Raw genomic sequence first — 19,822 nt, forward strand, 5'->3', positions numbered from 1 at the left:
GACCACGATCCGGATCGGCTACCATGTCGCTGCCAGACCCTTCGCTTCCTGCCCAGATGCCGGTCTCAGCGTCATCATCACCCGAGGTGGCCCCATATGCAAGCATCCCATATACATCAAACCGTAGCCGACCTTCTGGCCCATGCAGCCGGCCGCATGGGCAGCCGCATGGAGGCCGAAATGCTTCTGGCCTGGGTACTGGATCGGGATCGGGCCTGGCTGTATGCCCATGCTGACGAATACTGCGACCCCGAAAGCCGACAGCGCTTCGACGGCCTGGTGGCCCGGAGGCTCGAAGGAGTGCCGGTGGCCCATCTCACTGGATGGCGGGAATTCCATGACTACCGGTTCCGGGTCACTCCCGATGTGCTGGTGCCGCGCCCGGAAACCGAGCTGCTGATCGAGCTCGCGCTGGAATCCGCTTTACCGGACGCCGCCCGTGTGCTTGACATCGGCACCGGCTCTGGATGCGTTGCCCTCACCCTGGCCCTCGAAAGACCCGATTGGGATGTCTGCGGAACCGATGTGTCCGGCGCGGCACTTTCGGTGGCAAAGGACAACCGCAACCACCTGCAAGCCGATGTCGAGTTGCTTGAAGGCTCGCTGTTCGAGCCGGTACAAGCCCGACGCTTTCACCTGGTTGTCTCCAACCCACCCTATGTGGCTGCCGGCGATGCTCATCTGGACCAGGCCGACCTGCAGCATGAGCCACAACTGGCCCTGGTTGCCGGCACCGACGGGCTGGATCTGATCCGCGATTTGATCGTACAGGCTCCCCGGCACCTGGAGCCCGGAGGCAGCATCCTGATAGAACATGGCCACGACCAGGCAATGGCGGTGCGCAGGCTGCTGCAGGCGGCGGGATTCAGGCAGGTCGGTTCCCGGCAGGATCTGGCCGGAATCGAGCGAGTGAGCTTCGGCAGGATTCCCTGACGCCCTCACCGGAAGGCGGCTGGGGTCGGGCAATCACCTATACCTGATCTGGTCAGCCAGGCTGTATGCTGGCCGGAACCGTACACTGGAACCTATTCAGCATGACTGGCCGGCATTTCCTGCGCATCGCCATTGCGACACTGTTCGCGATCGCCATCGTCGCGTTCTTCTTCTTTGACCTGCAGCAGCATTTCCGCGTGGAAGTACTACGCGAGCAGCGCGATACCCTGCTGGCCTTTACCGAGGCCAACCTGGGGCTGATGATCGCCGCCTACACGGGGATTTACGTCCTGATGGCCGCACTGTCGGTGCCGGGCGCGGCCGTGCTGACGCTGGCCGGCGGGGCGCTGTTTGGCGTGGTTGCCGGCACCATTGCCGTGTCATTTGCCAGCACTATCGGCGCCACCCTGGTATTTCTGGCCGCACGGTTTCTTTTCCGCGACGCCGTCCAGAAGCGCTTTGGCAAGCGCCTGTCGGTGATCAATCGCGGGGTGGAGAAAGATGGTGCCTTCTACCTGCTGGCACTCAGGCTGGTGCCTGTTTTCCCCTTCTGGATCATCAACCTGGTCATGGCCCTTACCCCAATCCGGCCCTGGACCTTTTTCTGGGTCAGCCAGCTGGGCATGCTTCCGGCCACCATCGTCTACGTCAACGCCGGCACCCAGCTGGCGCGGGTCGATTCGGTCGGCGACGTACTCTCGCCGCAACTGATCGGTGCGTTCGCCCTGCTCGGCCTGCTGCCGCTGATTCTGAAGTGGGCATTGGATTTCCTGAAGCGCCGGCGTGTGTATCGTGGGCATCGCAAGCCGAAGCGCTTCGACTACAACCTGATCGTGATCGGCGCGGGCGCCGCTGGCCTGGTGTCATCCTACATTGCCGCGACTGTACGCGCCCGTGTGGCGCTGATTGAAAGAAACCGCATGGGCGGAGATTGCCTTAATACCGGATGCGTGCCCTCCAAGACCCTGATCCAGACTGCAAGAGTCATGGCCGATGCGCGAGACAGCCAGCGCTATGGCATTCGACGAATGGAGGCCGAGCTGGATTTTCGCGAGGTGATGGACAATGTGCGCCGGGCTGTTGCCCGCATCGAACCGCACGATTCGGCAGAGCGCTATGAGGCCATGGGCGTGGACGTAATCCAGGATGAGGCCCGGCTGGTCTCGCCCTGGGAAGTTGAGCTCGGCGACCGCCGAATCAGTGCCCGCGCGATCGTACTGGCCACGGGGGCTGAACCACTCATTCCCCCGATCGATGGCCTCGACCAGATCGACTACCTCACCAGCGACACCCTCTGGAATCTGGATGAACTGCCCGATCGACTGTTGATCATGGGCGGTGGTCCAATCGGCTGCGAGCTTGCCCAGGCCTTTGCCCGCCTGGGCTCGCGAGTCACCCTGGTCGAGCAGGCCGAGCGGCTATTGCCGCGAGAAGATCGTGAAGCCAGCGCACTGGTCGAAGAGCACCTGATCGCCGAAGGTATCAATGTCGCCACCGGCAACCGCGCCAGTCGTGTCGAGCGCAACGGCGCGGAAGGCCGCATGGTCTGTGCCAGCGAGAGCGGCGAGCATGTGTTCGACTTCGACCATCTGCTGGTTGCCGTGGGACGAAAACCACGCACCAGCGGCTATGGCCTGGAAGCGCTCGGCATCGAACTGACCAGCCGCGGCAGCGTCGATACAGATGGATTCCAGCGCACGAGCTTTCCGAACATCTACGTCTGTGGCGACGCAACCAGCCCCTACCAGTTCACACATGTCGCCGCCCACCAAGCCTGGTCGGCCGCTGTCAACGCATTAATCAGCCCCTGGTGGTCATTTCGCACCGACTACCACGTCATCCCCATGGTCACCTTCACCGATCCGGAAGTGGCCCGTGTCGGGCTCAACGAACAAGAGGCGCAGGCACAAGACATCGACTACGAACTGACAGTCTACGAGCTGGAGGAGCTGGACCGCGCGATCGCCGACCAAGCCAACTACGGCCAGGTTCGTGTGCTGACAGAACCGGGACGCGATCGCATCCTCGGCGCCACCATCATCGCGCGGCATGCCGGGGAGATGCTGCCGGAACTGGTGCTGGCGATGAAGCACAACCTGGGCCTCAACAAGCTGCTGGGCACCATCCATGCCTACCCGACCTGGAACGAGGCCAACAAATTTGCTGCCGGCGAGTGGAAGAAAGCCAACAAGCCCGAGCGACTCCTGCGCTGGGCCGAACGCTATTTTCAGCGAGCCAGAGGCGCTTGAAAAGCGGTACACTGGGGCCGTTGGCTCGAACCGGAAACACCCGCAGTCCTGACCCGCAGGGCCCGGCGTTCGATCCACCTGACCTTTCCACAAACCGGATTCGCACCATGACTCGAAGACCAAAAATCGTGATCAGCTCCAGGGATCTGGATCGTCTTGAAAAGCTGCTCGACAGCATGCCGGCCAATGCGTTCTCGGGCATGCCGGAGCTGGAAGCCGAACTGGTGCGTGCCGAGGTAGTCGAGCCCGACGAGATCCCGGCGAACATCGTCACGATGAACTCGACCGTGCGTTTCTCGATTGACGGCGGTGGTGACATGATGAGCAAGACGCTGGTCTACCCGAAAGATCTCGACGACAGCGGGCAGATGATCTCGGTCATGGCGCCGGTCGGCAGTGCGCTGCTGGGAATGAGACAAGGCGGGCGGATCGAATGGCCTCGTCCCGGTGGCGGCACTATGCATATCGAGGTTCACGAGGTTGTCGATCAACCCGAACGCGCCGGTGAGCTTCACCGCTGAATGGCCCAAACGGCAGACGATCCCTTCACCCGGCTCAGCGCGATCATACCGTTGGGGCCGGGTGATCGAGCCGATGAGCTGGCCAGCGTCCTCCAACATCACCCTCGCATCAATGAAGTTATCGTGTCGGCTGCGGAGGCACCCCCGCCGGGAGACCCCGTCGGTGATCACTGGATACACGGAACGACCGGCCGTGGCGTGCAACTCAATCGGGGCGCGGCGGCGGCGACCGGTTCCTGGATATGGTTTGTTCATGCCGACAGCCGCCTGAGTGCCGAAACCATCGCTGCCGTGGCTGGATTTGCTTCCGATGCGACGGCAGTCATTGGCTACTGCCGTCTGCGTTTCAGCAGTGACGGCCCCTGGCTTGCCAATCTAAATGCCTTCGGCGCCAACCTTCGATCACGCATTTTCCGACAACCCTACGGTGACCAGGGGCTATGCATGCCAATGGCTGTCTTCCAGCAACTGAAAGGCTTTCGGGAGGATCTCGACCGTGGAGAGGACCTGGATTTCGTGGTTCGCGCCAACATGTCTGGCATCCCCATTCGGTCGATGGGTGCGACCATCACCACCAGCGCGCGTCGCTACCGCGAACAGGGCTGGATGCGAACCACCTGGCAACATCAGCTTGCCGCGGCACGCCTCATTCGAAAAGCACGCCGGGCCGGTTATCCTGATAACCCATGAGCGCAATTGCCATATTCGTCAAGACCCCGGGGCTTTCGCCGGTCAAGACGCGCCTGGCCGATGCTATCGGCCCGGAATGGGCCATGGAACTTTATCGACTGTGTGCCGACGCCATGCTCTCGATCGCAAAAGCAGCCGAGATCGGACCGGTCTACTGGGCAGTGGCGGAATCAATACCTGCTGCCGCCGGGCATTGGCAACCGCGGGCACCTGTTCTTCACCAGGGCGATGGCAGCCTGGGAGAACGCATGTGCAGGGTCATGAATGTGCTCGTCGACCAGCACGGCAGCGGCATACTGCTGGGCGCCGATTCTCCACAGTTTGAGATCGAACCCCTGCGCGAAGCGGCCAACTGGCTATCGTCAGAGAGCCGCCGGAGCGTGATCGGTCCGGCCCGAGATGGCGGCTTCTGGACCTTTGGCAGTAATCACTGCATTGAGGAAAAGCACTGGACACGAGTCACCTACAGCCGGCCTGATACATTCAGGCAGTTCGAACATTCCATGAAGAATGAAGCGGACTGGCTGGAATTGCCCCGACTGACCGACCTGGACACTGTGACCGACCTGGGCGTACTGCACAGCGAATTGAAGTGCCTGGACCATCCGCTACCCGCGCAGAGCAGACTCATAAGGGCACTCTCAGCCATGCAAAGCACCAACTTGAACCCAAGGAATAAAACAAGCCATGCGTGACACCTGGCCCCTGCTGATCAAGACCGACTTTCCGGCCATCACCCGCGACCGCCTCGACACCCTGCAGCTCAACCTGGGCTACCTGTGCAACCTCAGCTGCATCCACTGTCATGTCGGCGCAGGCCCCAATCGCAAGGAGCTGATGGATCGCACCACCATGGAGAAGGCGCTGGCTGTCTGTCGGCAGTTCGACGTGCAGACGCTGGATCTGACCGGGGGATCACCGGAAATGAATCCAGACTTCCGCTGGCTGGTCGAACAGGCCCGCACACAGGGCATCCATGTCATGGATCGACTCAATCCGACGATCATGGAAGAGCCCGGCTATGAATGGGTCGGCGATTTTCTGGCCGAACACCAGGTCGAGACCATCGCTTCCCTGCCCTGCTACTCGAAAGAGAATGTCGATGCACAGCGCGGCAATGGCGTATTCGAGGCTTCGATCAACGCCTTGAAGAAGCTCAACAGCCTGGGGTACGGCGACCCGGAAAGCGGCCTGGAACTCAACCTGGTCTACAACCCGCTCGGGCCCACTCTTCCCCCCGACCAGCAGGTACTGGAAGCCGACTACAAGCGGCTGCTTGATGAAGAGTTCGGAATTCTTTTCAATCGGCTGTTCACCATCACTAACATGCCGATCCAACGCTTCGGAGCCATCCTGCTTTCCAAAGGTCAGTTCGATGAATACATGGCACTGCTGAAGAATGCCTATCAACAGGAGAATCTGAAGGAAGTGATGTGCCGCAACCTGATCAGCGTCGACTACCGCGGCTTTCTCTACGACTGTGATTTCAACCAGATGCTGGGGTTGCCGCTAGGCGACGACGGCCAGGTCGATCACCTGAACAACTTGCTTGAATCAAAGGATCTGCCACGCCGAATCGGCGTGGCAGATCATTGCTATGGCTGCACTGCCGGTCAGGGGTCCAGTTGCGGTGGAGCACTCAACTGACCTTCCTCATTCCAATCGGCCGAGTGCAGATGATACCGATAGACCTGAATCAGTCGACCTGGTCGTCAATCTCATCGTCGAGATCGTCCAGGGCATCCTCAGCCTCATCACCAAGGTCATCAAAGGCGTCTTCGGCCTCTTCAATGGCGTCATCGACCTCCTGACCAGCTTCTTCAGCCGGACCCGGATCGCTGCAACCGGCAAGGAACAGCCCGCCTGCAAACAACAGGCTCAGAACCACAGACCAGTGTTTACTTGTCGTCATTTTGAAACTCCTTCATCATTTCATTGAACTTTGCGGCAACGGTCTCTCTGCTGTCACCATACTTCTGCTGAACCTTTGCGATGAGTTGATCCACATTGCCTTCGGCCTGACGCACCTCGTCATCGGTGAGCTCGCCCCATTGCTTTTTGACACGGGCCGTGAACTCATCCCATCGACCTTGTAACTGATCCTTGTTCATGTGCTACCTATTAACCCGGCACGAATGTAGATCGCATTCAGCCGCAGTGTGCGCTTCGGCAGCAAGGCAGCGAAACGCCGCTGTAGCACTCCTACAGCAAGTTTCGATAACGCAGTCTGCCGAAGCGCACACTGCGGCCTGACTTTTTAGAATCAGATAGTTAGGGGCTTCAATCAGGGCCCGACTCTGCGTTCTCGCTCTTGCCAAGGGGATCACCTTGGCGACGAGCGACGCCTTGATTCGGGCCCTGATTGAAGCCCTGAATGTGATCTACATTCGTGCCGGGTTAATACCTCCGCGCTTCAGTTGCTTGTCAACTCACAATCATACCGACCTGCACCATCTACCTACCTTAACCCAAGTTAAAGACACGGGCACTCGCCGGGGCTATTGTCTGCCTTCCACAAGAGCAGGAGCGTGACATGCTTTCATGGGCACTGGCTTTTCTCATCATTGCCATCATTGCCGGAGCTCTCGGACTGTCCGGGATTGCCGGCGCGGCAACCAACATCGCCTGGATCCTGTTCGTGGTCGGTCTGATTCTGGCGGTGATCTTCATGATTACCGGTCGTCGACCACCGGTTTGATCAACTGGCCTTTTTTTGCCGGCCCGACGATGCTGCATCGTCGGGCCAGGCATGAGTCGGCTCGAGATATGCGCGATTGAAATCACAGAATTCGATCAGCCCGTCAAGATCCTTGATCTCAACCCGTCCCGAGGATATGCACATCAGACCGTCTTCCTTCAAATGCGACAGCGTTCGACTGACATGGACCGATGACAACCCCAGCACGTCACCGATCAGATTCTGGCGCAGCGGAAAGTCAAAGACGAGATCAGGCGTGGCTAAGCGTGACTTGACTTCAAGGATGAAGTGCGCCAATCGTTCTGTCGCCGGCCGCCGGCCGATACTCACGATACGCTCCGTGATCATGGATTGCTGTCTTGCCTGAAACAGAAACAACAACTGGGCGAGTCGAGCTGACTGCTGGAACACCGCGGTCAGACAATGGCGAGGAAACGGGCAGGCTTCGATTTCGGTCAACGCCACCAGGACGGACTGGGTTCGAGCCAGGCCAATCTCTCGCAAGCCCATGATCTGGCCGGGGAGATACAATTCCAGCACCTGGCGCTCACCATCGGAAAGAAAGCACATCGAGCAGGCCCACCCCCGAGTCAGGGTATAGAATTCCTGCGCAGGCACCCCGGCTTCCCACAGCGCCTCTCCCTCGTCAAACGACCTTGGATCGCGTTCGAGTGCTTCGAGCAGTTGCACCTCGCCCTGGCTCAGGTCGACAATGGCGCCTATTTCGCTGGTAATGCAACTATCTGTTTTCACGAATAACTTCCCGAAGAACGATGAGCCGATGTGACTCCCCCGATAATTCCAGACCGCAGCTGCACCCCCCGGTTGCTCCAGTCAAGCAATGGCGCCTGTCTGTGTCTGTCCGAATAATAGAACCAACCTTCCCGAAAGACCCTGACTTCAGACCCCGGAATGAGTCAACCGCCAACAAGACACCCGGCGCTCCTGGCCCTGGCCGCCATGGCCGCGTTCACACTGATCGCCTGGCTGGCGAACACTGCCCCAGGCGCCGCAATCGATCTCCACGTGTTAACCGCCTTGCAGAGCATCAATGGCACCACGACTCCACTGGGCCCGGACTGGCTCAATGAAGCCGGACGAGACCTCACGGCCTTGGGAAGCATCAGCATGTTGGTGCTGGCCACGGCCCTGGTCACAGGCTGGCTGCTCAAATGGGGCTTCAGCCAGTCACGACCCGACCTGCTCTCCGATGCCACACGAGTGTTCACCAGCAGCTTTCCCAGCAGCCATGCGATGTCCTCTCTGGTCACCTTTCTCGCCCTGGCCAGCGTACTGGGCCGCCAGGTCTCAAAAGCACATACCAGACGGTACCTGCTGATTGCCGCGCTGCTGCTAAGCCTTCTATCAGGCCTGAGCAGACTCTACCTGGGTGTGCACTGGCCCAGTGACGTGCTGGGAGGCTGGGTGGCGGGGGCTGCTTGGCTGCTGCTTGCCGAATGGCTGCGACAGCGCCTGGCATCCAAGCAGCGCGGACATTCGCGCCAATGAACCTTTTTCAGCTGGCCACCATCTTTTCGGTCGTCTCTCTGGCGCGCATTGGCTATGTCGCCAAGGGCATGGTCTTCCTGGCCGTTGGCCTGCTGTCGCTGCTTGCACTGCTGGGATTCGCCGAAGGCCGGGTCACTGGCAGTGGCGGCGCCATTCACATCATGGGTGCCCATGCACCGGGACGCATCGGTTTCGGCCTGCTGATCACCGGTCTGGCCGCCCATGTACTCTGGCGCATCTACCAGGCCTTCATCGATCCCGATGGCAAGGGGTACTCGACCGTTGCACTGACCAAGCGCACCGGCTTTCTGATCAGTGCGGGGTTCTATGCCTCGATGATGCTGGTTGCAATGAGCGCTATTACCGGCCTGACTGGCAACGCCAGCGGCTGGAAATCGTTTGCAGAAACGCTGGTCGACTTTCAGATCGGACGCATCCTGCTGGGGTTGGTTGGAACCGGACTGATCGCCACGGCCGCCTTTCAGTTCCACCGCGCCGGGACACAACCCTTCCGCGACCGCTGGACCCGTGCGGCCGGCATCAAACACCTGCATGGGCCGATGGCCTGGCTCTCGACCTACGGCATTGCCGTTCGTGGTGGACTTTTTCTCATGCTGGGTTGGCAACTGGTCCGGGCAGGCTGGTTCGCCGCCAGTGACGAAATAATCGATGTGGCCACGGCTCTGTGGCTAATCAGTCGGGAAAGCTGGGGCGATGTCGGTCTTGGCATCGCCTCCACGGGACTGATCTGCTACGGTGCCTACTGCCTGTTCAACGCTGCCTTCCGCAAGATCGCCCCAGTCCATCGCAAGCCGGAACCGATGCAATGAGCCAATCTACCCTGATGATCTGCAACCCCGGCAGCCGCTCCGGAAACAATCCTCTCCAGAACCTGCGGGAACGCCTGGCGGCACTGGGAGAAGTCGAGTTTCGGCAACCGGACCATCCCGGGCAGATCCCCGAACTGATCCGGGAACACGGCCCCAACTCAGATCGGATCGTGCTCGGTGGCGGCGACGGCACCATCAATCTTGCGCTCGATGCCCTGCTCGAGGTTGATCGCCCACTGGGAATTCTGCCGCTTGGCACGGCCAACGACCTGGCACGCTCGCTCGGGCTGCCCGTTGATCTCGAGCGTGCCATGGACGTCATCGTGCTGGGCCAGGTCCGTCGCATCGATGTGGCCAAGGCCAACGATGTGACCTTCATCAATGCCATTGGCATGGGCCTGGGTCCCAGAATGACTCAAGAGATGGACAGTGAAGAAAAATCAAGGTTCGGGATACTCGCCTATCTTCTCGGTATATTGCGGGCGCTACGCGGACAAAGACACTTCAAGGCCAGAATCGACTTTGATGGAAAGACACGCCGGTACGACTGCCTGCAGGTGACGGTGGCCAACGGCATTCATTACGGCGGCGGCATGACCATTGCCGATGATGCAAAGATCGACGACGGCAAGCTAGATGTGTTGGTGGTGAGTTACCAGGGCTACCTGCGCTTGCTGGCCAGCTCGTTGCGACTGCGCAGCGGAAACATGCGAGCAGCCGATACCGTGCATCACTTCCGCTGCAGAAGTGCATCCATCACGACACAACCGGATCAGGAGGTCACCGCAGATGGAGAATTCCGGACCCAGACCCCGGTAGAATGCCAGGTCGGTACTCGTTCCCTTCAGGTCATCACACCGGAGTAAGCCGCACATGTCCCTGATTACCTCGACCGAAGATGCCGCCCTGCTCGACGCGGTCCGCCTGGCTGCGGAGCTGGCCCAGCGCTACCAGTACAGCGTCGACCACCTGATCGAACCCGCAGGGATTTGCCACCTGCTCAGCCGACGCGCAGCAACACTTGAAGACCTGAACCAGCGCCTCACGAACGTCATACACCAGGCCGGGTTATTGCCGCGCGAACCCGACCTGGAGATGAGTGAACTTCGCACACTGGCCGACCAGTTCAGCTCCTGGCTGGACGATCCTACCTGCAGCAAGCTCCTCGACCGCTTCGCCGAGGTCGAGCGGGAACTGCTGAACGAATTGAACACGGCCCGCGGCAAAAGTAAAAGCGAACGCAAGCGTCTGCTCGACGAAGCCATCGAACAGATCGAGCAATTTCTCCAGCAGTTCTCTTCCAGCTGAGTCCGTGGCCCCGCGGCGTCTCAAGAGGCCTGATTGACCATCTACATAAGCTCCAGTACAGTTTTGGCGGCAAGCCGAACAGATTCCACCGATCAACACAACAACCGCCCATGACCCAGAACACCAAGCGCCTCGAGCCACTCCCGCCTCCCCCGCCCCTTTACCGCTGGGCCGTGCTGGTTCTCATCAGCCTGGCAATGTTCGGCAACTACTATGTCTATGATTCGCTCGGGCCGGTTATCGACCTGATGCGCGAGCAACTGGAGTTTTCCTACAGCCAGGTAGGGCAGCTTGTTTCCATCTACAACATTGCCGCGCTCATCGTTCTGCTGGCCGGTGGCTATGTCATCGACCGCTTCGGTTCCAAGATTGCCATTACAGTATTCGGGCTGGTTTGCGTACTCGGTGCCGCGATGATCGCCGCCACTCCGCACTTCGAGATGATGCTGGCAGGCCGTTTTGTGCTGGGACTGGGCGCTGAACCCATGATCGTGGCGGCCATTACCGCACTGGCCAAATGGTTCAAGGGCAAGGAACTGAGCCTTGCCTTCGGCCTCAACCTGTCGATTTCACGCCTGGGCTCGGCCTCGGCCGACTGGTCGACCTCGTTTGCCGCTCCCCTTTACGTGAACTGGCAGGACCCGCTGTGGCTGGCCACGGCCATCGGCGGGCTGGCCGTCACCGCGGCCGTCCTATACTGGATCATGGAGCAACGCGCCGAGAACCGGTACACGCTGGGCCCGGCCGAGGAAACCGAAAAGCTCAGTATCAAGGAGCTCTATACATTCGGCCGCTCCTACTGGTACGTGGTCGCCCTGTGTGTGGTTTTCTACTCGACCATTTTCCCGTTTCGCACCTTTGCCATCGACTACTTCCAGCAGGCCCACGGCATGACCCGCAACGCTGCCGGGCTTCTCTCCAGTCTACTACCCATGGCCGCCATCATCGCCACGCCAATCTTCGGGCTGATGGTCGACAAGGTGGGCAAACGCTCGATGTTCATGGTGGTGGGTTCGCTGGCCATGCTGCCGCTGTTTCTGGCCGTGACCTACCTGCCGCCCGGACCGGAGGTGCGACTGGTCATTCCGTTCATCGGATCGGGCCAGGTACCGCTGACACTGCTCATCGTGATGACCCTGCTGGGTGGCGTGTTTTCGCTGATTCCGGCGGTCATGTGGCCCTCGGTCGCCTACATCGTCGACGAACGCCGGCTGGGTTCGGCCTATGCGATGATGACTTTGTGCCAGCAACTGGGCTGGGCGGTGGTGCCTGTCGTCATCGGCTGGCTTAACGACTGGTTTGAAGCCTCGCCGGACAACCCCGAGGGGTACGGAGCGGGCATGTGGTTCTACACCGGGCTGGTCGCCATTGGCCTGTTTTTCTCCTGGCTGCTGTTCCGTGTTGAACGCGGACCGGATGCCCATGGTCTCGAAACCATCACCGCACACTCCGACAGCGCCCGCGGCGACCCCGAGCAGGAAGATCACGCGCAGAGCCGAATCTGAGCCCCACCCATTTGCATCGACCGGCGCCTCCACCAGAGGCGCCGAATCCGTTTACAGACCTACATGTTTCGTCGGTACTCGCCGCCAACCTCGTAGAGCGAATGACTGATCTGCCCCAGCGAGCATCTCTTGACCGCTTCCATCAGCGCCTCAAAGGTATTGCCGCGCTGCCGGGCTACGTCCTGGAGTTGTTTGAGTACCGGCGTTGACTGCTCGGCATTGTGCTGCTGGAAAGCTCGCACGTTGCTGACCTGCTGCTGCTTTTCCTCTTCGGTAGAGCGAGCCAGCTCGACCTCGCCGCCCTCCTGGGCCTCACCCTGGGGCGGCCGGAAGGTGTTGACGCCGATCAGCGGCAGCGAACCATCGTGCTTCTTGTGCTCGTAGTAAAGCGACTCTTCCTGGATCTTGCCGCGCTGGTACATGGTATCCATGGCACCCAGTACGCCGCCACGCTCTGAGATGCGCTCGAACTCGGCATACACGGCTTCTTCGACCATGTCGGTGAGCCGATCGACGATATGGCTGCCCTGCCACGGATTCTCGTTGTAGTTGAGCCCCAGCTCCTTGTTGATGATCATCTGAATGGCCACGGCGCGACGCACCGACTCCTCGGTCGGCGTGGTGATGGCCTCGTCGTAGGCGTTTGTGTGCAGGCTGTTGCAGTTATCGAAGATGGCGTAGAGCGCCTGCAATGTGGTGCGGATGTCATTGAACTGGATTTCCTGGGCGTGCAGCGAACGACCCGAGGTCTGGATGTGGTACTTGAGCATCTGCGAGCGCTTGTTCGCACCGTAGCGTTCGCGCATAGCACGCGCCCAGATGCGCCGCGCCACCCGGCCGATCACCGAGTATTCCGGGTCCATGCCGTTGGAGAAGAAAAACGACAGGTTGGGCGCGAAGTCGTTGATATCCATGCCACGCGCCAGGTAGTACTCGACAATCGTGAAACCATTTGACAGCGTGAAGGCCAACTGGCTGATCGGGTTGGCGCCGGCCTCGGCAATGTGATAACCCGAAATCGAGACCGAATAGAAGTTTCTGACTCCGTTGTCGATGAAGTATTGCTGGATATCGCCCATCATGTGCAGGGCGAACTCCGTCGAGAAGATACAGGTATTCTGGGCCTGGTCTTCCTTCAGAATATCGGCCTGTACCGTGCCGCGGACCACCTTGAGCGTGTCCGCCTTGATGTTTTCATAGGTCTCGCGATCAAGCAGTTGATCGCCGGTGACGCCCAGCATCCCCAGTCCGAGACCATCGTTGGTCTTCGGTAGATCGCCGGAGTAGGCCGGCAGGTCATCGCCGAGCAGTTCCGCTTTCTTTTTCTCGGCCGCTTCCCACTTGCCGGTTTCCTTCAGGTGCTTCTCGACCTGCTGGTCCACGGCGGTATTCATGAACATGGCCATGAGCATCGGTGCCGGGCCATTGATGGTCATCGACACCGAGGTGGTCGGATCGGCCAGGTCGAAGCCCGAGTACAGCTTCTTCATGTCATCGAGCGTGGCGATGGAAACACCGGAATTGCCGACCTTGCCGTAGATATCGGGGCGCTCTGCCGGATCCTCGCCGTAAAGCGTGACCGAGTCGAAAGCCGTGGACAGGCGCTTGGCCGGCTGACCTTCGGACACATAGTGAAAGCGCCGGTTGGTGCGCTCGGGCGTGCCTTCGCCGGCGAACATGCGAATGGGGTCTTCGTTGGTCCGCCGGTAGGGATAGACCCCGCCGGTATACGGATAGTGACCAGGCAGATTCTCCTTCATCAGGAAAACCAGCTGATCACCCCAGTCAGCGGTCTGCGGCGCGGCAATCTTGGGAATCTGCAGGCGCGAAAGCGACTCACGATAGTTCGACCCCGAGATGGTCTTGCCGCGCACCTCGTAGCTGTATTCTTCGGCTTCGACCGAGGCCTTGAGCTCAGGCCAGCTCTGGAGCAGGTCGCGAACCTGTTCGGGAATCGACTTCAGGGCTTCGTTGTAGCGCTCCGTCAGATGGGGCGTTAGGCGTGAGGTGTCAGGCGAGTCGTTGTTTTCCGTCTTCCGTCTTCCGTCTTCCGTCTTCCCAATCGCCTCAGGCGACAGGAACTCCAGCGGCTCCGCATCGAGACCGGGCACCAACTCTCGCAACACCTCCCAATAGTGTTGGGCTCGTCGGGCTTCCTCGGCCCACTTCAGAGTATCTTCATTGATGCCGCGGCCCTGCTCGGCAATCTCGGCCAGATAACGCACGCGATTGCCCGGAATCAGCACCGAAGGCTTAGGCTCCCTGTCCGCCAACTCCACCTCCGGCGCAAAATCACACCGCTCCGTCCCGAATTCCGTCTTCCGTCTTCCGTCTTCCGTCTCCCCTTCTCCCCTTTCACCTTTCACCTTTTCCCTTTCACCGCTCTGCCGCAACAAGCGGCAGAGATTCGCAAACATCCACGTCACCCCCGGATCATTGAACTGCGAGGCAATCGTCGGGTACACCGGCACGTCCTCGTCGGCCAGATCGAAGGCCAGGCGGTTGCGCTTCCACTGCTTGCGCACGTCACGCAGCGCATCCTTTGATCCCTGACGATCGAACTTGTTGAGGATGACCAGATCGGCAAAATCGAGCATGTCGATCTTCTCGAGCTGACTGGCCGCACCGTAATCGGAGGTCATGACATACACCGGGAAATCGACCAGATCGACCACCTCGGAATCGGACTGGCCGATACCGGCCGTTTCCAGCACCACCAGGTCGAAACCGGACGAACGCAGCAGGGCCAGCGAATCGGCCACCACTTCGGAGGTCGCCAGGTGCTGGCGCCGGGTCGCCATGGAACGCATGAACACCCGCTCGGACCGCAGCGTATTCATGCGGATACGGTCACCAAGCAGCGCGCCGCCGGTACGCCGCCGTGTCGGGTCCACGGCAAGCACGGCAATGCGCATTTCGGGGAAAAACTGCAGAAAGCGATTGACCATCTCGTCGGTCACCGATGACTTGCCGGCACCGCCGGTGCCGGTCAGCCCGATCACGGGTACCCGCCGCTCTTCCTGTGCCAACTTGCGAATCTGCGCCAGCTCGTGCTCTGAAATCGTTCCGCTTTCGATGGCCGACAGCGTGGCGGCAACTGCGGCATCCCGATCTTCCGTCTCCCGTCTCCCGTCTCCCGTCTCCCGATCAGAGCGCGCCTCGCGCGTTCTGGCCACCAGATCCTCGATCATCTCCTTCAGCCCCATCTTCATCCCATCGGCGGGGTGGTAGATGCGGTTGACGCCCTGGGCTTCGAGCTCGCGGATCTCTTCGGGGGTAATCGTGCCGCCACCGCCGCCGAACACCTGGATATGCGAAGCCCCTTTCTCGGCCAGCATGTCGACCATGTACTTGAAGTACTCGTTGTGGCCGCCCTGGTAGGAACTCACGGCAATGCCGTCGGCATCCTCGCAAATGGCCGCGCGCACGATATCGGCCACCGAGCGGTTGTGGCCGAGATGAATCACCTCGCAGCCTTCGGCCTGAATCAGGCGCCGCATCAGATTGATGGCAGCATCGTGCCCATCGAACAGGCTGGCGGCCGTTACGAAGCGGAGTGGCGTGGTATCGGCCTGACCTGCGGCCTGGGTAACGTTCCTGGCAATCGAGCTCATCTTGCGATCCGTGCGATTGGGAAAGACTGCCCATTTTAGCGCCAGTCGCCGCCATGTCCCAAATCGATGGCGTATACCAATATGCCGACAAGATGAAATAATGGCCAAATTGCGCGATAATGGCAGTGCTATGAGTGATACTGCCCGCCAAACTGAGCCTCTGCCCCACCTGAGCCCCCGGGAAATGGCCCGTCAGGCTGAAACGGCGGCGCGTTTCCTGAAACTGATGGCCAACCCGAACCGGCTAATCATCCTGTGTCACCTGGTGGACGCGGAAATGTCAGTCAGTGAGCTCAACTCGCACCTGCCACTGAGCCAGTCGGCACTGTCTCAGCATCTGGCACTACTGAGAAACAGTGGCCTGGTCCGCACCCGGCGGGATCAGCAAACCATCTACTATTCCCTGGCCAGCGAGGAAGTGCATGCGGTCATGGCCGCACTCTACGAGCAATTCTGCAAGCCGCGCTGAACTCACTCACTGACCGCCGCTGCCCAGCCTCCCCCTGTACCAACCAAACCAGGCAAGACCCAGCCCCAGAACAAAGGGCACCAATCGCTCGATGGCATTGCCCGGCGCCTGGGGAAAGAAACTGATCACCACGGTCAACAGAAACCCTGTCGCCATGGTGGCCAGCCTGTAGGTCGCAGGGACCCGCCCCCAGAACAACATGACGATCAGCAGTGGCCCGAAGGCATTGCCCAACGCCTGCCAGGCAAACAGCACCCGATCGAAAATGGTGGCCGGAAAGAACAGGGCCAGCAGTACGGCGGCAATTCCCAGTACCACGATGACCAGACGGTCGACCGCCAGCGAGAGCCGACCTCGCCTGAGATCATGACTCACGGCCGATCCGGCCACCAGCAACTGGCTGTCGGAGGTGGACATGATGGCCGCAAGCACACCGCCGGTAATCAGACCACCCAGCACGGCTGGCAGCAGGTCCACCGCCAGTCGCAGCAAAACCGACTCGGCATCGGCCAGCTCGGGCATCAGAACCCGGCCCGACCAACCCAGGATCACCATACCGATATACATCAATACCGCCCAGGACAGGGCAACGTTGCGCGCAAACGGAATCTGATCGGCCGATTTCAGGGCCATGAAGCGATTGACCACGTGAGGTTGCCCGGGGTAGCCAAGTCCGATGCCAAACAGACCGGCCACGAACACCATGGCCAGCAAGAGACCAGGCTGATCCACCAGCCGAACCAGGGAAGGATCTCCCAGCGCCAGCATGCCTTCCCACAATGCCACGGGCCCACCCACGGCCAGCAGCGCCACGATCGGCAACACCAGGGCGACGACCAGCATCATCAGGCCCTGCAGGGCATCGGTGACACTGGCGGCCCAGAACCCGCCCAGAAAAACGTACACGATGACAATGGCTGCACCGACCACCATGGCCAGTGACGACGTCACCGGGAGCGCGGTGCTGATGGCCGATCCGGCCGCCTGGAACTGTGATGCCACATAAAAGGTGAAACAGAACAGGATGATCAGCGCCCCCAGCATGCGCAGGCGCCGCTCTGCGGGCTGCGGCGAATCGCTGGCCAGAAACTCGACCAGCGTCAGGGCCTGATTGGAGTGGCTGGCCGGCTGCAAACGGGGCGCAATCAACACCCAGTTGATGAAAAACCCGGACACCACCGCCGGAATCAGCCATACCGCCTGCAATCCCCAAGCGTACGCCGCTCCGGACATGCCCAGCAGGGTCCATGCAGAAGAGGAGCTGGCCGAAGCGCTCAACGCCGCCACGATCGGCCCCATGCGCCGGCCGGCCAGGTGAAAGTCCTCGGTATTGCCAATACGCCGCTGAGCCCAGATACCGATGCCCAGCAACACCACGAGGTAAATGACCAGTGTTGTCGCAACCATGGCGCCCGAGTTTACCTGAAGCCCGGCAAGCGTTTCACTCAGCGCATGCGCCAGGTCACACGGGCATAGACATCCTCGTCGACCTGCAGGCCGTCAGCACCCAATCTTCTCTCCAGCTCGCGGCGCCAGCGATAACGGACCTCAACGGACAGAGCGGGCGTGAAACGGCGCTGATAACGAATCTCGAGCAGCTCGTCGTTGTTGCGGTAGTCGTTGGATGTCAGCCAGCCACCGCCGGCACGCCCGTAAACGGCACCCAGGTGGTGCCCCGGCAGCAGATCCATCAGATTGGCGCTGACTTGCCATGCGTCACCGGAAACTCGGTCTTTGCCCGGCAATGACAAGACTTCCGGGCCTGGTCGATTCAAGGCCTGCCCGAGCTCAGCGGCGACCAGCAGCCGTGTGCCGTCATCGCCCAGCGGCCAGGCTGCCGCCGTCTTCATCGCGGCGGTCACGTAGTCCTGGCGACGATCAGACCCGGCTCCTTCGACTGCAAGCGCATTGGGCACCCAGTTGACGCTGAGCACACGCATGACCAACGGCCCGGGATGCTCGGTCGCCTCCAATGCAATATAGCCGCCCAGACGGCTCCCATCCACTGAGAAGTCCAGCGGCGAACGCACTGTATTGCCTGCTCCAAGGCGATGATTGACCTGCCCGATCAGGTGGGTTTTCCACGCCGAACCGATCCTGGCCTGCCAGTGAAAACCATCGGTCCAGCCGATACCGACATTCGAGGAATCGTTCCGATCCAGGCTCTTTCCAGGCACGACAGGCAACGTGATAGCGGTCTGAAAGCGCCCCAGTCGCCATTGATGATCGGCGCCGGGAGCGCCATGGCCGAGGTAGAACTCGTCGAAGTGCATTTCCCCGACATTCGTGCCGGTGGGCGATGCCCGGTATCGATCGAACTTCAGGCCGAAATCATTGCCTGCCGTGGAAGCGCGACCGGCCAGCCGGGCACGAAAGCGCCAATCGTCGGCGAGTTCCCGCTGCAACCAGGCTCTGAGTCGCGCCTGTCCCTGACTGTCACGCTCGACCTCGCCGTTACGTGCCTTGCGTTCCGTGACGAACAGGCCGGTTCGAAGGTCCCCGCCATGAGCCCATGGACCATCATCGGCGGCCTGAGCCAGTGACACGAAGAGCAGAATGAACACGGCAAACAGCAGCACCATCACGCAATCCTTGGCCGAAACCTGTACCCTGAGCAATATGGTGCGCAGGAGTAACCCTTCCATGCAATACATCTCCCGTTATTTGAGCATTCTGATCATCGGTATCGGCCTGTGCGGCCATACCGGTGCTCGCGAGCTGGCAGTGGAGTTCGACACCCTGGTGCCCGCCGAGCTGGCCAGCGTGGCCGTCGAGCCCATGACCGGCACGCCCGTTGTGCTGCTACGCGAACCGGATGACGGTCGAATCGTACCCATTTTCATCGGCCCGAACGAGGCACGCGCCATCCTGGTGGCCCAGCGGGGTATCGAATCGGAGCGCCCCATGACCCATGACCTCGCGACCGACCTCATCCAGTCGCTGGACGCCAAGCTGGAACGAGTCATCGTCGATGAACTGCGCAATGGCACCTATTACGGTGCACTGGAACTGAGTCGGGCCGACAGTGACGAGATCGTCCGCGTCGACACACGGCCCAGCGATGGTCTGGCACTTGCAGCACGCACCGGCGCAAGCATACTGGTTGCCCCGGCCATACTCGAGGCGGGTGAAGACATTCCGTTTCGTGGCCTGGATGACGACGACGAAGTCGTGACAGCCATCGGCATCACCGTCATGCCGGCTAGTGACGACATTCGCCAGGCGCTCAACCTGCCCGATGAACCGGGCGTGCTGGTCACCAACAGTCGTTCGCATGCCGAACAGGCCGGACTACGGGCCGGCGCGCTGATTCTTGCCGTCGATGACGAAACGATTGAAACTCCGATGGACTTTCTCGAAAGCATCAGCGCCGCAACCGCCGAGGGCAAGGCCATGATCAGATTCTGGCACGAGGGCGAGACCCATGAGGTCGAGCTTTCCACGGAGGTGCCCGAGATCGATCCCGAGCGACGACAACGACTTTGATTCAAGTCTT

General features: G+C 60.6%; 20 protein-coding genes. 14 read left to right on the forward strand and 6 right to left on the reverse strand.

All coding sequences use genetic code 11. The features are described from left to right. Positions 1 to 96 precede the first annotated feature (96 nt). The 6 genes from prmC to arsS all read left to right on the forward strand — a co-directional run bounded on the left by prmC (position 97) and on the right by arsS (position 6,040). Positions 97 to 933 (forward strand): peptide chain release factor N(5)-glutamine methyltransferase, encoded by an 837-nt coding sequence (gene prmC, locus IC757_RS10295; protein WP_190974234.1) that lies wholly within the window; start codon positions 97 to 99, stop codon positions 931 to 933. Positions 934 to 1,034: 101 nt separating this feature from the next. Beyond that, positions 1,035 to 3,182 carry an FAD-dependent oxidoreductase gene (locus IC757_RS10300; RefSeq protein ID WP_190974235.1) on the forward strand — a complete coding sequence of 716 codons (2,148 nt, stop codon included), beginning with the start codon at positions 1,035 to 1,037 and terminating at the stop codon, positions 3,180 to 3,182. A 107-nt stretch (positions 3,183 to 3,289) separates the two neighbouring features. Beyond that, entirely contained in the window at positions 3,290 to 3,703 is a 414-nt protein-coding gene (rnk, locus tag IC757_RS10305) for a nucleoside diphosphate kinase regulator (protein ID WP_190974236.1), read from the forward strand. Further along, positions 3,704 to 4,393, forward strand: coding sequence for a glycosyltransferase (locus tag IC757_RS10310; RefSeq protein ID WP_190974237.1), 690 nt, complete (start codon positions 3,704 to 3,706; stop codon positions 4,391 to 4,393). It abuts the gene before it with no gap. Next, the gene (locus IC757_RS10315; RefSeq protein WP_190974238.1) at positions 4,390 to 5,088 is read left to right on the forward strand and encodes a DUF2064 domain-containing protein; all 699 of its coding nucleotides are present in this window, start codon (positions 4,390 to 4,392) and stop codon (positions 5,086 to 5,088) included. Before IC757_RS10310 ends, IC757_RS10315 begins: the two co-directional genes overlap by 4 nt. Further along, the gene (gene arsS / locus IC757_RS10320) at positions 5,081 to 6,040 is read left to right on the forward strand and encodes an arsenosugar biosynthesis radical SAM (seleno)protein ArsS (protein WP_190974239.1); all 960 of its coding nucleotides are present in this window, start codon (positions 5,081 to 5,083) and stop codon (positions 6,038 to 6,040) included. Before IC757_RS10315 ends, arsS begins: the two co-directional genes overlap by 8 nt. Before the next feature lie 49 nt (positions 6,041 to 6,089). Here the strand turns inward: arsS and IC757_RS10325 are convergent, their stop codons facing one another. Next, on the reverse strand, positions 6,090 to 6,305 hold the full coding sequence (locus IC757_RS10325) for a YtxH domain-containing protein (RefSeq protein ID WP_190974240.1): 216 nt from the start codon (positions 6,303 to 6,305) through the stop codon (positions 6,090 to 6,092). Next, on the reverse strand, positions 6,292 to 6,504 hold the full coding sequence (locus IC757_RS10330; protein WP_190974241.1) for a CsbD family protein: 213 nt from the start codon (positions 6,502 to 6,504) through the stop codon (positions 6,292 to 6,294). Before IC757_RS10330 ends, IC757_RS10325 begins: the two co-directional genes overlap by 14 nt. A 422-nt stretch (positions 6,505 to 6,926) precedes the next feature. Between IC757_RS10330 and IC757_RS10335 the strand changes: the two genes are divergently transcribed. Then, a complete protein-coding gene (locus IC757_RS10335) occupies positions 6,927 to 7,091 on the forward strand; it encodes a DUF1328 domain-containing protein (protein ID WP_190974242.1) in 165 nt (54 codons plus the stop codon). Here IC757_RS10335 and IC757_RS10340 read toward each other — a convergent pair whose 3' ends face one another. Then, entirely contained in the window at positions 7,092 to 7,844 is a 753-nt protein-coding gene (locus IC757_RS10340) for a Crp/Fnr family transcriptional regulator (RefSeq protein WP_190974243.1), read from the reverse strand. It lies immediately after the preceding gene. Between the two features lie 159 nt (positions 7,845 to 8,003). On the opposite strand from IC757_RS10340, the gene IC757_RS10345 reads away from it, so the two are divergent. The 5 genes from IC757_RS10345 to IC757_RS10365 all read left to right on the forward strand — a co-directional run bounded on the left by IC757_RS10345 (position 8,004) and on the right by IC757_RS10365 (position 12,243). Then, on the forward strand, positions 8,004 to 8,600 hold the full coding sequence (locus IC757_RS10345) for a phosphatase PAP2 family protein (RefSeq protein ID WP_190974244.1): 597 nt from the start codon (positions 8,004 to 8,006) through the stop codon (positions 8,598 to 8,600). After that, complete coding sequence (locus IC757_RS10350; protein ID WP_190974245.1) at positions 8,597 to 9,430, forward strand: DUF1206 domain-containing protein; 834 nt, start codon at positions 8,597 to 8,599, stop codon at positions 9,428 to 9,430. The genes IC757_RS10345 and IC757_RS10350 overlap by 4 nt, the downstream gene beginning before the upstream one ends. Then, the gene (locus tag IC757_RS10355) at positions 9,427 to 10,296 is read left to right on the forward strand and encodes a lipid kinase (RefSeq protein ID WP_190974246.1); all 870 of its coding nucleotides are present in this window, start codon (positions 9,427 to 9,429) and stop codon (positions 10,294 to 10,296) included. Before IC757_RS10350 ends, IC757_RS10355 begins: the two co-directional genes overlap by 4 nt. Positions 10,297 to 10,303: 7 nt before the next feature. Continuing rightward, entirely contained in the window at positions 10,304 to 10,738 is a 435-nt protein-coding gene (locus tag IC757_RS10360) for a hypothetical protein (protein WP_190974247.1), read from the forward strand. A gap of 110 nt (positions 10,739 to 10,848) precedes the next feature. After that, entirely contained in the window at positions 10,849 to 12,243 is a 1,395-nt protein-coding gene (locus IC757_RS10365) for an MFS transporter (RefSeq protein WP_190974248.1), read from the forward strand. A 59-nt stretch (positions 12,244 to 12,302) separates the two neighbouring features. Here IC757_RS10365 and IC757_RS10370 read toward each other — a convergent pair whose 3' ends face one another. After that, positions 12,303 to 15,857 carry a methylmalonyl-CoA mutase family protein gene (locus IC757_RS10370; protein WP_190974249.1) on the reverse strand — a complete coding sequence of 1,185 codons (3,555 nt, stop codon included), beginning with the start codon at positions 15,855 to 15,857 and terminating at the stop codon, positions 12,303 to 12,305. A 184-nt stretch (positions 15,858 to 16,041) separates the two neighbouring features. On the opposite strand from IC757_RS10370, the gene IC757_RS10375 reads away from it, so the two are divergent. Continuing rightward, complete coding sequence (locus IC757_RS10375; RefSeq protein ID WP_223846094.1) at positions 16,042 to 16,326, forward strand: ArsR/SmtB family transcription factor; 285 nt, start codon at positions 16,042 to 16,044, stop codon at positions 16,324 to 16,326. Between the two features lie 6 nt (positions 16,327 to 16,332). Here IC757_RS10375 and IC757_RS10380 read toward each other — a convergent pair whose 3' ends face one another. Both IC757_RS10380 and IC757_RS10385 read right to left on the reverse strand, forming a co-directional pair. Then, the gene (locus IC757_RS10380) at positions 16,333 to 17,733 is read right to left on the reverse strand and encodes a sodium/proline symporter (RefSeq protein WP_190974250.1); all 1,401 of its coding nucleotides are present in this window, start codon (positions 17,731 to 17,733) and stop codon (positions 16,333 to 16,335) included. Positions 17,734 to 17,771: 38 nt separating this feature from the next. Continuing rightward, positions 17,772 to 18,971: a hypothetical protein gene (locus IC757_RS10385; RefSeq protein ID WP_190974251.1), complete on the reverse strand. Its 1,200-nt coding sequence runs from the start codon at positions 18,969 to 18,971 to the stop codon at positions 17,772 to 17,774. On the opposite strand from IC757_RS10385, the gene IC757_RS10390 reads away from it, so the two are divergent. Further along, positions 18,970 to 19,812, forward strand: a complete 843-nt coding sequence (locus IC757_RS10390) for a bifunctional nuclease domain-containing protein (RefSeq protein ID WP_190974252.1) — start codon at positions 18,970 to 18,972, stop codon at positions 19,810 to 19,812. The genes IC757_RS10385 and IC757_RS10390 overlap by 2 nt on opposite strands. Positions 19,813 to 19,822 lie beyond the last annotated feature (10 nt).

This window comes from Wenzhouxiangella sp. AB-CW3 (assembly GCF_014725735.1).
Taxonomy (GTDB): Bacteria; Pseudomonadota; Gammaproteobacteria; order Xanthomonadales; family Wenzhouxiangellaceae; genus Wenzhouxiangella.

What these genes read in the sequence shown, in the direction of transcription:
- prmC (WP_190974234.1), top strand. Translation starts at nt 97, where the DNA reads ATGCAAGCATCCCATATACATCAAACCGTAGCCGACCTTCTGGCCCAT.
- IC757_RS10325 (WP_190974240.1), bottom strand. Translation starts at nt 6,305, where the DNA reads ATGACGACAAGTAAACACTGGTCTGTGGTTCTGAGCCTGTTGTTTGCA.
- IC757_RS10350 (WP_190974245.1), top strand. Translation starts at nt 8,597, where the DNA reads ATGAACCTTTTTCAGCTGGCCACCATCTTTTCGGTCGTCTCTCTGGCG.
- IC757_RS10365 (WP_190974248.1), top strand. Translation starts at nt 10,849, where the DNA reads ATGACCCAGAACACCAAGCGCCTCGAGCCACTCCCGCCTCCCCCGCCC.
- IC757_RS10380 (WP_190974250.1), bottom strand. Translation starts at nt 17,733, where the DNA reads ATGGTTGCGACAACACTGGTCATTTACCTCGTGGTGTTGCTGGGCATC.
- IC757_RS10345 (WP_190974244.1), top strand. Translation starts at nt 8,004, where the DNA reads ATGAGTCAACCGCCAACAAGACACCCGGCGCTCCTGGCCCTGGCCGCC.
- IC757_RS10370 (WP_190974249.1), bottom strand. Translation starts at nt 15,857, where the DNA reads ATGAGCTCGATTGCCAGGAACGTTACCCAGGCCGCAGGTCAGGCCGAT.
- IC757_RS10390 (WP_190974252.1), top strand. Translation starts at nt 18,970, where the DNA reads ATGCAATACATCTCCCGTTATTTGAGCATTCTGATCATCGGTATCGGC.
- IC757_RS10335 (WP_190974242.1), top strand. Translation starts at nt 6,927, where the DNA reads ATGCTTTCATGGGCACTGGCTTTTCTCATCATTGCCATCATTGCCGGA.
- IC757_RS10310 (WP_190974237.1), top strand. Translation starts at nt 3,704, where the DNA reads ATGGCCCAAACGGCAGACGATCCCTTCACCCGGCTCAGCGCGATCATA.
- IC757_RS10385 (WP_190974251.1), bottom strand. Translation starts at nt 18,971, where the DNA reads ATGGAAGGGTTACTCCTGCGCACCATATTGCTCAGGGTACAGGTTTCG.
- IC757_RS10300 (WP_190974235.1), top strand. Translation starts at nt 1,035, where the DNA reads ATGACTGGCCGGCATTTCCTGCGCATCGCCATTGCGACACTGTTCGCG.
- arsS (WP_190974239.1), top strand. Translation starts at nt 5,081, where the DNA reads ATGCGTGACACCTGGCCCCTGCTGATCAAGACCGACTTTCCGGCCATC.
- IC757_RS10375 (WP_223846094.1), top strand. Translation starts at nt 16,042, where the DNA reads ATGGCCCGTCAGGCTGAAACGGCGGCGCGTTTCCTGAAACTGATGGCC.
- IC757_RS10355 (WP_190974246.1), top strand. Translation starts at nt 9,427, where the DNA reads ATGAGCCAATCTACCCTGATGATCTGCAACCCCGGCAGCCGCTCCGGA.
- IC757_RS10315 (WP_190974238.1), top strand. Translation starts at nt 4,390, where the DNA reads ATGAGCGCAATTGCCATATTCGTCAAGACCCCGGGGCTTTCGCCGGTC.
- IC757_RS10330 (WP_190974241.1), bottom strand. Translation starts at nt 6,504, where the DNA reads ATGAACAAGGATCAGTTACAAGGTCGATGGGATGAGTTCACGGCCCGT.
- IC757_RS10360 (WP_190974247.1), top strand. Translation starts at nt 10,304, where the DNA reads ATGTCCCTGATTACCTCGACCGAAGATGCCGCCCTGCTCGACGCGGTC.
- rnk (WP_190974236.1), top strand. Translation starts at nt 3,290, where the DNA reads ATGACTCGAAGACCAAAAATCGTGATCAGCTCCAGGGATCTGGATCGT.